This is a genomic window from Isobaculum melis (assembly GCF_900111355.1).
GTDB lineage: Bacteria > Bacillota > Bacilli > Lactobacillales > Carnobacteriaceae > Isobaculum > Isobaculum melis.
Window position 1 is genome coordinate 75245 of the sequence record NZ_FOHA01000003.1, and the last position, 15152, is coordinate 90396.

A 15152-nucleotide genomic window follows, 5' to 3' on the forward strand; every position below is an offset into this window, starting at 1 on the left:
AATGTTATCAAATGGTAAATCAGCAGTTTTAGGGTTACAACATGTTTTAGCAATGTATGCAGGTGCAGTGATTGTGCCTCTTTTAATTGGTGGTGCTCTGGGTTTTGATGAGGCACAAATGACGTATTTGGTCTCAATTGATATCTTTATGTGTGGTGTTGCAACTTTATTACAATTAACGGTTAATAAGTTTTTTGGGATTGGTTTACCAGTTGTATTAGGCTGTGCGATTCAAGCGGTTTCGCCATTAATTTTAATTGGACAAACGCAAGGAATTACTGCCATCTACGGTTCAATTATTGTCGCTGGTATTTTTGTAGTTGTGATTTCTGGTATCTTTTCTAAAGTTAAACGCTTCTTTCCACCAGTTGTAACAGGAACGGTGATTACAGTTATTGGGCTAACGTTAGTTCCTGTAGCCCTTGAAAAAATGGGTGGCGGATTAAAAACAGCTGCTGATTTTGGCGGCACGGATTATTTGATTTTATCCTTCTTAACTGTTGCAATTATTTTAGTGGTTCAAATTTTTGGGATTGGTTTTATGCGCTCAATCGCTGTGTTAATTGGTTTGCTTGCTGGAACTGTGATTGCAGCAATGATGGGCATGGTTGATTTAAGTCCTGTAACACATGCCACTTGGTTCCATATGCCACAACCATTTTACTTTGGCACACCAACTTTTGAATGGTCTTCTATTTTAACCATGATTTTAATTTCGCTTGTCAGTATGGTGGAATCTACTGGTGTTTATTTTGCGCTTGGTGAAATTACAGGGAAGAAAATTGATGAGGATGATTTAAAACGTGGTTACCGAGCTGAAGGGTTAGCAGTTGTGTTAGGCGGTATTTTCAACACCTTCCCTTATACAGGCTTTTCTCAAAATGTGGGCTTGGTTCAATTATCTGGGATTAAAAACCGTAAACCAATTTATTATTCAGCAGGCTTTTTAGTGTTACTTGGTTTGTTACCAAAAGTTGGTGCGATTGCAACGATTATTCCTGAGCCTGTGCTAGGTGGCGCAATGCTTGTGATGTTTGGGATGGTGGCGATTCAAGGAATTCGTATGTTAACCAAAGTTGATTTTAATCAAGAAAGTAACTTATTAGTTGCTGCGATTTCAATTGCTTTGGGATTAGGTGTAACGGTTGTACCTGAGATTTTCCAAAACTTACCTGAAACAGTGCAATTATTTACTGGTAATGGGATTGTTGTTTCTAGTTTAACAGCCATTATTTTAAACATTTTGTTCAATAGTAAAAAAACAGTTGCGCAAGAGCCAGCAGAACATGCAGCTCATGAGGAAGTCATAGAAGCGCATTCTTAATCAATTGATGCCTCATCAATTAAAGTAGCTGAGCTTAAAAAGCTAAACTTGCTACGATTTCACAAATTGATTTGACGTTTTATGCAAAATCCTGTAGAATATACAACATAATTGAATATAAAACCTTACGTTTTTGTGAGGTAGAGGTGCGATATTTAACAGTCTATAGTGGAGCTTGAAGGAGCGATGAAGCATAGAGAAGGAAATATTGCCGAAATGAAGCTTATCCTTTAGTAAGCTTTGTTGGGTCTGTGGTGAATAATTACAGGACTGTCTTGACAGATTCCCAATCTGCCAGGTTGTGCTATCTCGGATGAGAAAACGGGTATTTATAAATGTGAATTTATGCGACCTAAAAGCCAATTTTAGGTCGCTTTTTGTTTTTATAAAATAGCTGAATTAAGTATCTGAGGCAATCAAATGGGAAAGAAAAAAGAAGGAGTGTTTGATGTGAGGAAAAAGATTGGCTATTTATTCAGTATGTTTGCAGTGATTGTCGTCCTAATCTCAGGCTGTGGAGGCGCTGGAGATTCAAAAGATGATACCTTTGTTGTTGGAATGGAGGCCGGTTATGCACCGTTTAACTGGACCCAATCCACAGATGCTAATGGCGCAGTTAAAATTGATGGTTCAGCAGATTATGCTGGAGGCTATGATGTTGCCTTAGCTCAAAAAGTCGCAGATGGCTTAGGAAAGAAATTAGTGATTGTTAAAACAGAATGGGATGGCTTAATTCCTGCTTTAACATCTGGGAAAATTGATGCAGTTATGGCAGGAATGTCACCTACAGATGAGCGCAGACAATCAATTGATTTTTCAGAGAATTATTATAAATCTCATTTAGTACTTGTGGTAAAAAAAGGTGGCGCTTATGATCAAGCAACCTCTCTTCAAGATTTTTCAGGTGCTAAAATTACAGCACAATTAAATACCTTCCATTATTCGGTCATTGATCAAATGCCAGGTGTCGTTAAAGAAACCGCTATGGATAACTTTTCTTCAATGCGGGTTGCGCTACAATCTGGTGTGATTGATGGTTATATTTCAGAATTGCCAGAAGGCATCACAGCAGAAGCAGCAAATAATAGCTTTAAAATGATTGAATTAGAAGATGGCTTTCAAACTGCAGAAGAAGATACAGATACTGCGGTAGGACTTGTTAAAAATAGTGCACTTAAAGCAGATGTAAATCAAATTTTAGCAGAAATCAGTGAGGAAGAACGCGCTGATTTAATGGAAGCAGCGATTAAAAATCAACCTGCTGAAACAGATACAGAGGATGATGCAGACTCAGGAACAGTCATTGATGCCAAAGATAGTAGCTTAAGCTTTGCTTGGATTGTTAAAATTGTTTCTGAAAATGGCCCCATGTTCTTACGTGGTGCTGGTGTAACCTTATTGATTGCCTTAGTTGGAACCATTATTGGGACGTTAATTGGCTTGTTAATTGGTGTGATTCGTACCATTCCAAAGCCAGATTCAAAAGTCAAACGAACTTTACTAAAAATTATCAATAGCTTGCTTTCAATTTATATTGAAATTTTCAGAGGCACACCGATGATTGTGCAAGCCATGGTGATTTATTATGGTTCAGCTTTAGCCTTTGGTGTAGATATGAACCGACTGTTTGCGGCCATCTTTATTGTTTCAATCAATACAGGTGCTTATATGTCTGAAATCGTTCGAGGTGGGATTTTATCTATTGATAAAGGACAATTTGAAGCTGCTCATGCCATTGGAATGAATCATCTTCAAACGATGAAAAATGTTGTGTTACCACAAGTGATGCGAAATATTTTGCCAGCAACTGGTAATGAATTTGTGATTAATATTAAAGATACTTCTGTTTTAAATGTCATTTCAGTGACAGAATTATACTTCCAAACAAAATCAGTCGCAGGAAACAATTTCCGTTACTTTGAATCTTTCTTTGTTGCTTGTGTGATTTACTTCATTATGACTTTCACAGTGACACGAATTCTGCGTGCAATCGAAAAACGTTTAGATGGACCAGAAAATTATGTTGTGATTCAAAATCAAATGCAAGTCCAGGCTGTTGAAAATACTGTGAAACGTGAGGAGGATTAATTCATGGAAAAAATTATTGAAGTGAAGCATTTAAGTAAAAAGTTTGGCACACATGAAGTGTTAAAGGATATTGATTTCACAGTCAATAAAGGAGAAGTCGTCTGTGTGATTGGTTCTTCTGGCTCAGGCAAATCAACGCTCTTAAGATGTGTGAATTTATTAGAAAAATTAACAGGTGGCACGATTTTATATCAAGGCGATGACATTATGAAAGATACCCATAATGTTGAAGAGTACCGCAAACATTTAGGGATGGTCTTTCAGCAGTTTAATTTATTTAATAATCATGATGTGCTAAGTAACTGTATGGTTGGTCAAATAAAAGTCTTAAAGCGTACTAAAGAAGAAGCCGAGCAAACGGCTTTAGAGTATTTAAACTTAGTCGGAATGGCGCAATATATTCATGCAAAACCGAGTCAATTGTCTGGTGGGCAAAAGCAACGGGTTGCGATAGCAAGAGCTTTATCAATGAACCCTGATGTGATGCTCTTTGATGAACCGACTTCTGCCTTAGATCCTGAAATGGTTGGAGAAGTGCTAAAAGTAATGAAGGATTTAGCGAACTTAGGCTTAACCATGCTTGTGGTTACTCATGAAATGGGCTTTGCAAAAGAAGTCGCCAATCGAGTGGTCTTTATGGATCAAGGCGTGATTGTTGAAGAGGGAACACCAGAGGAAATTTTCAATCACCCTAAAGAAGAACGAACAAAAGCGTTTTTAAAACGTACATTAGATTAGAGGAATTGTATCAATGAAAGGCATGGACAACTAACTGTTCCATGCCTTTTTTATCTGTGCTTAGCTCAGTTTTTTAGAGGAGAAACAGGAACTTTTATCTAATGAATAAAAAATTCAAAAAAATACATTAAATTTCTTGAAAGTCACTAAATTGTCACGATCATCTTTTAAGCTAATGATAAGTGAACATGCAAACAAGCTAGAGTTGATTAAAAACATCCTGTGAACGTTTACAACAAAAGGAATAAATTTCTTAAATATTGAAGATTTGATTGACTTTCACATGAGTTTTTAATAGATTTATAATATGAAGTTAATTGCATTGATTGCTTTCATTAACAAAAAATATGAGGAGGTTGAAGATGAATTTTATTAAGCGTGGTTTATTGAGTGTGGTAAGGAAGAAAGGAAAGTCAATCATTTTATTTGCCGTTATTTTTGTATTAGGTAATTTGATTGCAGGGGCTATTTCCATTCAGCAAGCAACAAAATCGGTAGAGAATACAATTAAAACCAAATTAGGTAGTGTTGCAACTGTTGAATTTGATTATGAGTCAGCAGATAAAACTGGTGAATTTGATTTTTCTAATATGACATTCTTATCAGTTGATCAAATTAAAAAAATTGGTGAGCAACCAGCTGTTAAGTACTATGATTACAGTACGACTGCGTATAGCTCTTCCAAAACTGTTAAACGATATGAAGTGGAAGATGCAGCGATTATGGGTGGAATGAATCAATTCCAAGTGAAGGGAATTCATTATGCCCCAGTACTTGATTTTGCAGAAGGAAAAGGAAAAATTGTTGATGGACGTATTTTTAATCAAGAAGAAATTGATAAAGATCAAAATGTAGCTATTATATCAGATAAGTTAGCTGAAAAAAACAATTTACACGTGGGAGACACCATGGTGTTTCAAACAGAAGTATATGCTGCAGAGTTTTCTGAAAATGGTCAATTAGAAGTGACAGATACAAGGGATTTTGTTTTAGAAATTGTAGGGATTTTTGAGCAGACTGCAGCAAAAAAAGAGGATAATAAGGATAATAAAAAAGAAAAAGATGTCCAAAAGATGTTTATGGATACTGAATACCTAAATACAATTTATACATCAGCCGGGGTTGTCAATGCAGAAAATGACTTTTCAAGTGAAGCGTTTTTGAAAGCCAATCCTGAACTTAGTGAAAAGGATGTTCCAAATGATCCTATGTATACGCCAATTTATGTATTAAAATCTCCAGAAGATATTGAGACATTTAAAACGGATATTAAAGACTTAATGCCTAAAAATTATATTGTAAAAACGACTGCTGATGAATATGACAGTATCGCAGCACCTATTAAATCAATGTCAAAACTCTCAAGTTATGTCTTAATTGTTTCAGTAATTGCAGCCGTTTTAATTATTGGATTAGTCGTGTTACTCTTCTTACGTGATCGTAAACATGAGCTTGGTATTTACCTTTCATTAGGAGAACGTAAAGGGAAAGTTTTAGGTCAAGTTATGCTGGAAGTTTTAATCGTAAGTATTGTTGGAATTACCTTATCTGTCTTTAGTGGAAACTATTTAGCAAGAGGTGTTTCTGATACATTACTTCAAAGCCAAACAGAAGAAACATCAACAAATGAGCAAATGTTTAGCTCAATGGGTTCATATGCGTTGCAAACAGATGTAACAACTGAAGATGTAGCGGAAGCTTATCAAGTGAAGTTAGATAGCAATTATGTGTTACTATTCTATGGTATTGGATTGGGCGCGATTTTCTTATCAACTGCCATTCCATTGATTTATATTGTCCGCTTGAATCCTAAAAAAATAATGATGTAGAAAGAGGCGAATAGAATGGCGATTTTAGAAACAAAAAATGTAAATTATTATTACCAGGATGGGGATCAACGTCGCTATATTTTAAAAGATACTAGCGTTTCTTTTGAAAAAGGCAAATTCTATACCATTCTTGGTCAATCAGGATCAGGAAAAACCACTTTCTTATCTTTAATTAGTGCCTTAGATCAACCTAAAGAAGGCGAAATTCTTTATAATAATGAAAATATCAAGCAAATTGGCTATGAAAAATATCGTCGGAATGATATTGGAATTATTTTCCAAAGCTACAATTTAGTTCCTTATTTAACTGCTGTTGAAAATGTATTAGTGCCAATGTCTATTACAGATAATTCATTGCCAACAGATGTAAAAACAGTTGCCTATAATTTACTTGATTACATTGGACTAGGCAAGAGTAAAGCAGATCGCTTAGTTACAATGCTTTCTGGTGGTGAGCAACAAAGAGTTGCCATTGCACGCGCACTTGCAACGAACGTAGAAATTATTCTAGCGGATGAGCCAACTGGAAATTTAGATGAGGAAATGGAGCAAGAAATTGTGACCATTTTTAAAAAGCTAGCCCATGAACATGATAAATGTGTGATTGTTGTTACCCACTCAAATGAAATTGCACAACAATCAGATCAAACTTTTTACCTTTCAAAAGGAAGTTTAGTGCCGCATGAGTGATTTTTTATCAAAATTTAATGGTGAGAACTATCAAGAGTGGGTAGATGAAAAAGATCAAAAAAAAGAACCAAAAAATCCACCTCAGAAAGAAACGGCTACTACGGAGAAAGAAGTAGTAGAGACACCAAAGAAAGAACAAGCTGAACCAAAGAACGAAGCAGCAAAAGCAACTAAAAAGGATGTAGCTAAAAAAACAGCAGATGCGTCTCAAACGACAAAGTCAAAGCAAGAGCAGAAACCTGCAGTGCCTGATACAGCGCCTAAAAAAAATGCATCTGTTCATCCAACAAATAGAGCTCAAGTAAAACAAGAGCAAAAAACAGCCACACCTGTTACTGCAACCAAAAGAGCTAGTACGGAAGAAACTGAAATTGATCCAACCTATCAAAAAAAGAAAAAAAGAAAAAGAATATTAATTGGCGCAGGAACGGCACTCCTATGTATCATTCTTTATGTTATTTATTATAATAGTGTTCATGTTGCGATGCCTGATTTTACAGATAAACCTGTAACGGATGTGACAAAATGGGCAACTAAAAATAAGATAGAATTGGATTTAAAACAAGAATTCAGTACAGAGACAGATGAGAATGTGGTGATTTCTCAAGAAGTTGCTAAAAATAAAAAAGTAAAAAAAGGCAAAACAGTCTCATTTACAGTCAGTAAAGGAGCAGATCCAGAAGAAATTCTCAAGCTTCCCGATTTTTCAAAAATGGATAAAGGCAGTGTTGAGAAATGGATTGACGAAAACAAAGCGAATGGCATGAAAGTTGTGCTTGAATTTAATGATGAAATTGCTAAAAATAAAGTCATTAAATTTGAAATCAAAGACCCTAATATTGTTGCTGCAGAATATAAACGAAAAGATTATGCAACGGTTTATGTTTCAAAAGGCAAAGAAGTCTTTGAAAAAGATATTTCAGTTCCTGATTTTAATGGTAAAACCAAAGCTGAGGTTGAAACCTGGGCCAAAACCAATGACATTAAAATGACTTATGAAGAAGCGGATTCTAATGAAGTAGAAGTGGATAAAATTATCAGTCAAAGTATTGCTGCAAATGAAAAAGTAGCGAAACATGATGAAATGTCCGTCACTGTTTCTTTAGGGAAAGCAATCGTTGTTCCTAATTTTGCTAATTTTACACCTGATGAAGCAGCAAGTGTGCCAAATTTAACGGTACGCGTTCGCAAACAATTTCATGGCAGTGTGCCATTTGGTGGGTTAATTGCACAAACAATTGAGCCTGGTGCAAGACTGACAGGAAAAGATGAAACTGAAGTGATTGTGACTTACTCTGAGGGTGCACCTTTCCTAAAAGATTATAAAGGCCAAGTGGTTGGTGATTTACCGCGCTTATTCTATGAGGATTACCACTCTAAAGGAGCCGATATCAACTATACATTAGCTTATGTAGATTCCTATGAAACAAAAGGAACCGTTGTCAGTATGAGTAATTTTAATGAATATGTGGGGATGTCCTATCTAGTGACGATTTCAATTAGTAAAGGAAATCTTGACCAGCCAGCAGGATATTCTCCAAAAGGAAAAGAGTCACTTGGAGACTTAGAAGAAGAATAAGAACCTGACTTTTGGTCACCGTTTACGGAGGAAATTTATGGGTTTTTAGAAGCAATTTAAGAGGGCGTGATAAAACTGAAAAATTTTATCACGCCCTCTTTTTGGTTATTTAGTTACTTTATTTTCTCTTTTCAAAATGGCGCGATTTAAAAGGAAGAAAGCAAGATAACCAACTAAATAAGTACCAACAAGTAGAAATATACCATTTGTGCTCTTAAGCAGAGCCTGGCCAAAAGGTAATTTTATACAAATACCAATCAAAGCAAAAATAAAAATCATTGGGAGAAAAGGATAAAATTCCTCTTGTCTTTTCAAAAGAACATAGCCAAATACAGCAAGTACAAGTAATCCAATAATGAATAAGTCAAAAGGTGCAGGAATTGTAATAATCAATATTTTAGGTGAGAATAAACCAATTAAAATGAAAGCACCAAGGACGAAACAAGACATCAACCATAAATAAAAATAATTCAGGAAACGCCTCGCTTTAGTTGCTGATTTAGTTGAATAGACTGTTTTATGAATACAAATAAAAACAACATAAACCATGATGATACTCAAGAGACCGTTCAATAAGAAGACAATTGGATTCACTTTAAATTCTGCTGCAGAAAACTCTCCAATCAAACTGAAAAATGAACTAATACCAAAGATATAGCTTGCTAATTTTAATTTTTGTTTCAACTTAGGCTTCTCCAATTTTGAAATTAAAGTATCGGCCATTTCTTTAGGATCTTTTCCTAAATAATCAGCGGCTGTTTCACCGTGTTCCTGTGCTGACACTACATCACTTAATATTCCATACAACAAACTTTCAATTTCAGCTTCATCATAGAAAATACCAACGGTTCGAATATAAAGTAATAATTTTTCATAATAGACTTTGTTCTCATTTGTTAATTGATTTCGCAATAAATTATTTTTTTCAATGCGTTGCTTTATTTCCTGATTTTGTTTATTCATCTGTATTCATCCTTTCTGATACTAGTAAATGATTGACTTTTTTAACGAGGCCATGCCATTGTTTTTCAAATGCTTGCAGATATACCCGGCCTGCTTCCGTTAAGAAAAAATATTTGCGATCAGGTCCATCTTGAGAGGGAAGTATCTTACTTTCTATGTATTGCTGCTTCTCAAGCTTTTGCAAAAGTGGGTATACTGTTCCAGCAACAATCGTAGTGAAACCATAACCTTTTAAAATTTGAACTAGTTCATAGCCGTAAACTTCTCGGTCTGCAATAATTGATAGCACACAACCTTCTAAAACACCTTTTAGTAACTGGGTTTCTTTCAAGCGATATCCTTCCTTTCTAGCTATTAGGTTTTACCTACTAGTTGGTTATAGTATAAAATAAAATCACTAGTATGTAAAGCATAATAGTAGGATTGATAAATAGAAAAAAAGATGCCTAATTTAGGCACCTTTTTTTAATAGTCTGTACTAAAAGTTAATTCCTTCCCCATCTCATAATCAGTTGCTAATGAAGCAATCTTATCATTGGCATACTGATAAGCATCTGTTCCAAGCAATAAACGAAGTGGGTGCTTTAAGGGACTTTCATACATCTGAATGATGGCTTCAGCAGCTAAAGTTGGATTGCCAGGCTGATGACCACTTAACTTTCTAATTCCTTGAATATTTTTTCCAGCAGTTGTACCATATTCAGCAATGACTGTTGTATTTTCCTTAGCAGAACGTCCGGCAAAATCAGTTGTAAAATCACCAGGCTCAATCAATGTTACATGAATACCAAGAGGTAAAACCTCTTGATATAAGCTTTCAGAATAGCCCTCAAGTGCAAATTTTGTCGCATGATAGTAACCAAAACCAGCAAAAGCTTTAATCCCGCCAACTGAGGAAATATTGATGATATGTCCCGTTCTACTGGTTCTCATGAAAGGAAGCACCACATCGATCATATTTTTAACGCCCCAAAAATTGACTTCAAAAAGCTGGCGAACAGCTTGTTCATCAGCCTCTTCAATAGAAGAAAAGTAACCGATTCCTGCATTATTTACTAACACATCAATTTGCCCAAAATGAGCCATTGCCAGTGCAACCGTTTCTTTCACTTGTTCCTTATTTGTGACATCCAAAGGTAAAATCAACACCTCTTCATTTGCTGTCAGATACTGTGTGATATCATCAGGATTTCGAGCCGTTGCAATCACACGATACCCATAAGCAACTAATTTTAAGGTGAGCTCCTTGCCAAAACCACTTGAAGCACCAGTGATCAACCAAACCATTCTTTTATTTCTCATTATCAAAGACCCCTTTCATTAACAACCTTGTCCAGTGCGAATTTGTTCTATTATTTTTGGGGAAATCATGCATTTACGGCAACAAACTTTTCCTTTCCTATCACGATTTATGGTATATTACAACCATAGTATATTGGTTTAGAGTTACTCTCAGTCAAGAACTTTTACTAAAAAAATGAGGTGATGCGTTGTATACAGTCAAAGAAGTAGCTGAAAAAATGTCCATTTCTACTCATACACTAAGATTCTATGAAAACCAAGGCTTCTTTCCATATGTGATACGAGATAAAAATAACGTCCGTCAATTTTCAACAGATGATTTAAACTGGGTCCAAATTGTTCAAGCTTTGCGTACAACAGGAATGCCCTTAGTAGAAGTCAAGCGCTATATTGAGCTTTGTCAAAAAGGAGATATCACTATTCATGAAAGATTTTCAATGATTTTAGCCCAATGCCAAAAAACACAAGAAGACATTGAAAAGCTCAACCAACAAATGTCCATTCTAAAAAGCAAAGCAACTTATTACCAAGAGTTAGTGCTACATAATCAAGTAGATAACAGAAATCCAGAAATTTAAGGATAAACTAAAGGAGCGATTAGTATGACGAAAAAAAATTCTATTTTAATTGAACAATTAGGTTTAAAGCCTCATCCAGAAGGTGGCTGGTATCGAGAAATTTGGCATTCAGATGTCGTTATTCCTCAAACAATTTTAGGTGACAGCTATCAAGGAAATCGCTATGCTGCTTCCTCTATCTATTTTCTCTTACAAGAAGGGGAAGAAAGTGCTTGGCATAAGGTGATGAGTGATGAAATCTGGTTAAGTCATTCAGGCTCCCCAGTAGCAATTACAATCGCACCTACTAAAGAGCAGTTGGCAGAAGGAAAAACATATCTGTTAGGTGCCAATATTGCAAATGGAGAAATGCCCCAAGTTTTGGTTAAAAAAGGTGAATGGCAAATGTCCAAACCAATAGGCTCAGAACCCGCATTAGTTAGTTGTATTGTTTCGCCAGCTTTCACCTTTGATGATTTTGAATTGATTGATGGCCCCTTGTAAAAGCAAAGCAACTTTTTTGACAATTGTGTTGATTTTGGTTACAATAATTTTGTAACTTACAAATAGTAAGTAATGAAGAATGGAGAGAATCAAATGAAAATAGAAATATGGTCAGATTTTGCTTGCCCATTTTGTTATATTGGTAAACATCATTTAGAACAAGCCATTGGTAGTCGAACAGATATTGAGGTTGAATTTAAAAGTTTTGAGCTAGATCCACAAACAGCCATTCACCATGATGAAAATATCCATGAACTGATTGCCAAAAAATATGGGATGTCATATGAGCAAGCTTATGAAAATAATCAACGCATTATCCAAATGGCTGCGGAAGCAGGGTTAACCTTTAACTTTGATCAAATGAAAACAACCAATACATTTAATGCACATCGTCTGACTCAATTTGCTAAAACAAAAGGAAAAGGCAATGAATTTGCAGAAGCAGCTTTACATGAATACTTTTCAAATGGTGCCTTTTTAAATGATGAAACAACTTTATTAAGCATTGCAACCAGTGTTGGTCTAGCTGAACAAGAAGTTTTAGAGGTGATTCGTTCAGAGACTTATGATACAGAAGTAAGAAATGATGAAGAGCAAGCAAGACAACTCGACATTACAAGTGTGCCTTTTTTCTTGATTGATGGAAAATATGCAGTGAGTGGTGCACAACCCGTTACCGCATTCCAAAGTGTTTTAGCACAAGTGGATGAAAAAAATCAAAGGGAAAAACCAATCATTCTAAATACAGATGAATCCGTTCCTCATTGTGATGATGATCACTGTGCGATTCTTTAAAATAAACGAGTAAATAGCTGATTAAATCCGGCTATTTGCTCTTTTTTTATTGTCTAAAAATGTCAATGTATATTGTTTGACTAATTTTGACCAAAGGAGTAAAATAAAAGCATAGTTAGAAAAGGGGGAATTTTGATGGAACTTGAAAAAATGACAACAACGATGCAGCAGGCTTTGGGAGATGCTCAACAAATTGCTGTAACAAGACATCATCAAACAATTGACATTGCCCATTTATGGAAAATATTTATGACGCCAGATCATTTCACTAGAAACCTCTATCAAGACGTAGGACTGGATATAGCTGGATTTGAACAGCTGATTGACCAAGAATTAGAGCAATATCCTGTCATCGAAGGAAGTTCAGTTGCTTATGGCCAAAATCTTAGCCAAAACCTGTTTCAATTACTAACAGAAGCAGATAAAATAAGAGGTCAATTTGAAGATGAATATTTAGCAACAGAAATTGTTGTATTAGCCTTAATGAAATTAAAAAATCACCCATTAACAAAGTATCTTGTTAGCCAAGGTGTAACTGAAAAAGAATTAAAAAAAGCAATAGAAGAGATTCGAGGTGGAGAAAAAGTGACATCCCTTAATCAAGAAGAACAATATAAAGCATTAGAAAAATACGGTACTGATTTAGTTCAAGCCGTTAAAAGTGGCAAACAAGATCCAGTGATTGGACGTGACGAAGAGATTCGTGATGTGATTCGGATTTTATCCAGAAAAACAAAAAATAATCCCGTTTTAATTGGAGAGCCTGGGGTTGGTAAAACAGCCATCGTTGAAGGCTTAGCTCAAAGAATTGTTCGTAAGGACGTACCTGAAAACCTAAAAGACAAAACCATTTTCTCTTTAGATATGGGGGCGTTAATTGCAGGTGCGAAATTCCGTGGCGAATTTGAAGAACGTTTAAAAGCTGTCCTAAAAGAAGTGAAGAAAAGTGATGGACGGATTATTCTATTCATTGATGAAATTCACACCATTGTTGGTGCTGGTAAAACAGAAGGTAGCATGGATGCAGGAAACTTACTCAAACCAATGCTAGCTCGTGGTGAGCTACACTGTATTGGCGCAACAACCTTAGATGAATACCGTCAATACATGGAAACCGATAAAGCCCTAGAACGTCGTTTCCAAAAAGTATTGGTTAATGAACCGACTGTGGAGGATACTATTAGTATTTTACGTGGGTTAAAAGAACGTTTTGAAATCCATCACAGTGTCAATATTCATGACAATGCTTTAGTCGCAGCGGCAACGCTATCAAATCGTTATATTACAGACCGTTTCTTACCTGATAAAGCCATTGATCTAGTGGACGAGGCCTGTGCAACTATTCGTGTAGAAATGAACTCTATGCCTAATGAGTTGGATCAAGTGACGCGTAGATTGATGCAATTAGAGATTGAAGAAGCAGCACTAAAAAAAGAAAAAGATGATGCTAGTAAAAAACGTTTAGAAACCATTCAACAAGAATTGGCTGATTTAAGAGAAAGTGCCAATAACATGAAAATGAAATGGGAGACTGAGAAAGAAGAAGTTTCAAAAGTCAGAGACAAACGTGCAATACTAGAACAATTAAGACGTGAATTAGAAGATGCAGAATCCAATTACAATTTGGAACGTGCAGCAGAATTAAGACATGGTACCATTCCACAAGTTGAAAAAGAATTGCATGTATTAGAACAAGAAAATGAAGAGAAACAAAAAGGTAGCAGTCGTTTGGTTCAAGAATCAGTCACAGAAAATGAAATTGCAGAAGTGATTGCCAGAATGACAGGTATACCAGTGACGCGTTTAGTTGAAGGAGAAAGAGAAAAACTCTTAAAATTAGGCGAAACTCTTCATAAACGTGTAATTGGTCAAGATGAAGCTGTGCAAATGGTGACAGATGCTGTTATTCGTGCCCGTGCTGGCTTACAAGATCCAACAAGACCACTTGGTTCATTTCTATTCTTAGGCCCAACAGGTGTTGGTAAAACCGAACTTGCAAAAGCCTTAGCAGAGAACCTCTTTGATTCTGAAGAGCACATGGTTAGAATTGACATGAGTGAGTATATGGAAAAACACAGTGTCTCAAGATTAGTCGGTGCACCTCCAGGCTATGTGGGCTATGAAGAGGGTGGTCAATTAACCGAAGCTGTACGTAGAAGTCCCTATACCATTGTCTTATTAGATGAAATTGAAAAAGCCCATCCAGATGTTTTTAATATTTTATTACAAGTTTTGGATGATGGCCGTTTAACAGATTCTAAAGGACGTGTCGTAGACTTTAAAAATACTGTGCTGATTATGACCAGTAACATTGGCTCACACTTATTATTAGAGGGATTAGATGTTTTAACAGGAGAGTTGAAACCAGAAGTAGAAGATGGGGTTTACAACCTATTAAAATCCTCATTTAAACCTGAGTTCTTAAACAGAATTGATGATACCGTTTTATTCAAACCACTTACTTTAGACAATGTTAAAGGAATAGTGGAGAAAATGACCGTTTCGCTTACTCAGAGATTAGCTGAGCAAGAAATTACCTTAAGTTTATCTGATGAGGCGCTAGCCTTTGTTGCGGAAAATGCTTATGATCCAGTTTATGGGGCAAGACCTTTAAAACGTTATCTAACCAAAGAGGTAGAAACACCACTGGCAAGAGAGATTATTGCTGGCAAAATTTTACCTAAAACAAAAGTACTTGTGACGGTAAAAGAAGATCAATTAGCTTTTGAGTATTTAAATGAAACCCTATAAATAAGAAAAATCCTAGCTATTGTTAGCTAGGA

The 15152-nt window shown here is 35.7% G+C and carries 13 protein-coding genes and 1 riboswitch; of the genes, 10 read left to right on the forward strand and 3 right to left on the reverse strand.

Translation table 11 applies throughout. From position 1 onward, the window contains the following. The first annotated feature begins 1 nt into the window (after position 1). From BMW29_RS03805 to BMW29_RS03830, 6 genes are all read left to right on the forward strand, one after another. Positions 2 to 1324, forward strand: a complete 1323-nt coding sequence (locus BMW29_RS03805; protein ID WP_092650506.1) for a nucleobase:cation symporter-2 family protein — start codon at positions 2 to 4, stop codon at positions 1322 to 1324. 133 nt (positions 1325 to 1457) lie between these two features. Further along, a riboswitch (Lysine riboswitch) is annotated at positions 1458 to 1639 on the forward strand. A gap of 105 nt (positions 1640 to 1744) precedes the next feature. Then, positions 1745 to 3412, forward strand: a complete 1668-nt coding sequence (locus BMW29_RS03810; protein ID WP_425431584.1) for an ABC transporter permease subunit — start codon at positions 1745 to 1747, stop codon at positions 3410 to 3412. A 3-nt stretch (positions 3413 to 3415) separates the two neighbouring features. Continuing rightward, on the forward strand, positions 3416 to 4150 hold the full coding sequence (locus BMW29_RS03815) for an amino acid ABC transporter ATP-binding protein (protein WP_092650508.1): 735 nt from the start codon (positions 3416 to 3418) through the stop codon (positions 4148 to 4150). Between the two features lie 362 nt (positions 4151 to 4512). Continuing rightward, positions 4513 to 5979, forward strand: coding sequence for an ABC transporter permease (locus BMW29_RS03820; RefSeq protein ID WP_092650510.1), 1467 nt, complete (start codon positions 4513 to 4515; stop codon positions 5977 to 5979). A gap of 15 nt (positions 5980 to 5994) precedes the next feature. Beyond that, positions 5995 to 6669, forward strand: a complete 675-nt coding sequence (locus BMW29_RS03825; RefSeq protein ID WP_092650512.1) for an ABC transporter ATP-binding protein — start codon at positions 5995 to 5997, stop codon at positions 6667 to 6669. Beyond that, the gene (locus BMW29_RS03830) at positions 6662 to 8248 is read left to right on the forward strand and encodes a PASTA domain-containing protein (protein WP_092650514.1); all 1587 of its coding nucleotides are present in this window, start codon (positions 6662 to 6664) and stop codon (positions 8246 to 8248) included. The genes BMW29_RS03825 and BMW29_RS03830 overlap by 8 nt, the downstream gene beginning before the upstream one ends. 105 nt (positions 8249 to 8353) lie before the next feature. On the opposite strand, the gene BMW29_RS03835 is transcribed toward BMW29_RS03830, so the two are convergent. From BMW29_RS03835 to BMW29_RS03845, 3 genes are all read right to left on the reverse strand, one after another. Next, on the reverse strand, positions 8354 to 9211 hold the full coding sequence (locus BMW29_RS03835; protein ID WP_092650516.1) for a DUF1129 family protein: 858 nt from the start codon (positions 9209 to 9211) through the stop codon (positions 8354 to 8356). Beyond that, positions 9204 to 9542: a PadR family transcriptional regulator gene (locus BMW29_RS03840; protein ID WP_092650518.1), complete on the reverse strand. Its 339-nt coding sequence runs from the start codon at positions 9540 to 9542 to the stop codon at positions 9204 to 9206. Before BMW29_RS03840 ends, BMW29_RS03835 begins: the two co-directional genes overlap by 8 nt. Positions 9543 to 9676: 134 nt before the next feature. Continuing rightward, a complete protein-coding gene (locus BMW29_RS03845) occupies positions 9677 to 10513 on the reverse strand; it encodes an oxidoreductase (protein WP_092650520.1) in 837 nt (278 codons plus the stop codon). Between the two features lie 188 nt (positions 10514 to 10701). On the opposite strand from BMW29_RS03845, the gene BMW29_RS03850 reads away from it, so the two are divergent. The 4 genes from BMW29_RS03850 to clpB all read left to right on the forward strand — a co-directional run bounded on the left by BMW29_RS03850 (position 10702) and on the right by clpB (position 15120). Beyond that, positions 10702 to 11091: a MerR family transcriptional regulator gene (locus tag BMW29_RS03850; protein ID WP_092650522.1), complete on the forward strand. Its 390-nt coding sequence runs from the start codon at positions 10702 to 10704 to the stop codon at positions 11089 to 11091. A 24-nt stretch (positions 11092 to 11115) separates the two neighbouring features. Next, complete coding sequence (locus BMW29_RS03855) at positions 11116 to 11574, forward strand: cupin domain-containing protein (protein WP_092650524.1); 459 nt, start codon at positions 11116 to 11118, stop codon at positions 11572 to 11574. 93 nt (positions 11575 to 11667) lie between these two features. Beyond that, positions 11668 to 12369 carry a DsbA family oxidoreductase gene (locus BMW29_RS03860; RefSeq protein ID WP_092650526.1) on the forward strand — a complete coding sequence of 234 codons (702 nt, stop codon included), beginning with the start codon at positions 11668 to 11670 and terminating at the stop codon, positions 12367 to 12369. Between the two features lie 135 nt (positions 12370 to 12504). Beyond that, positions 12505 to 15120, forward strand: a complete 2616-nt coding sequence (gene clpB, locus BMW29_RS03865; RefSeq protein WP_092650528.1) for an ATP-dependent chaperone ClpB — start codon at positions 12505 to 12507, stop codon at positions 15118 to 15120. The last annotated feature ends 32 nt before the right edge of the window (positions 15121 to 15152 follow it).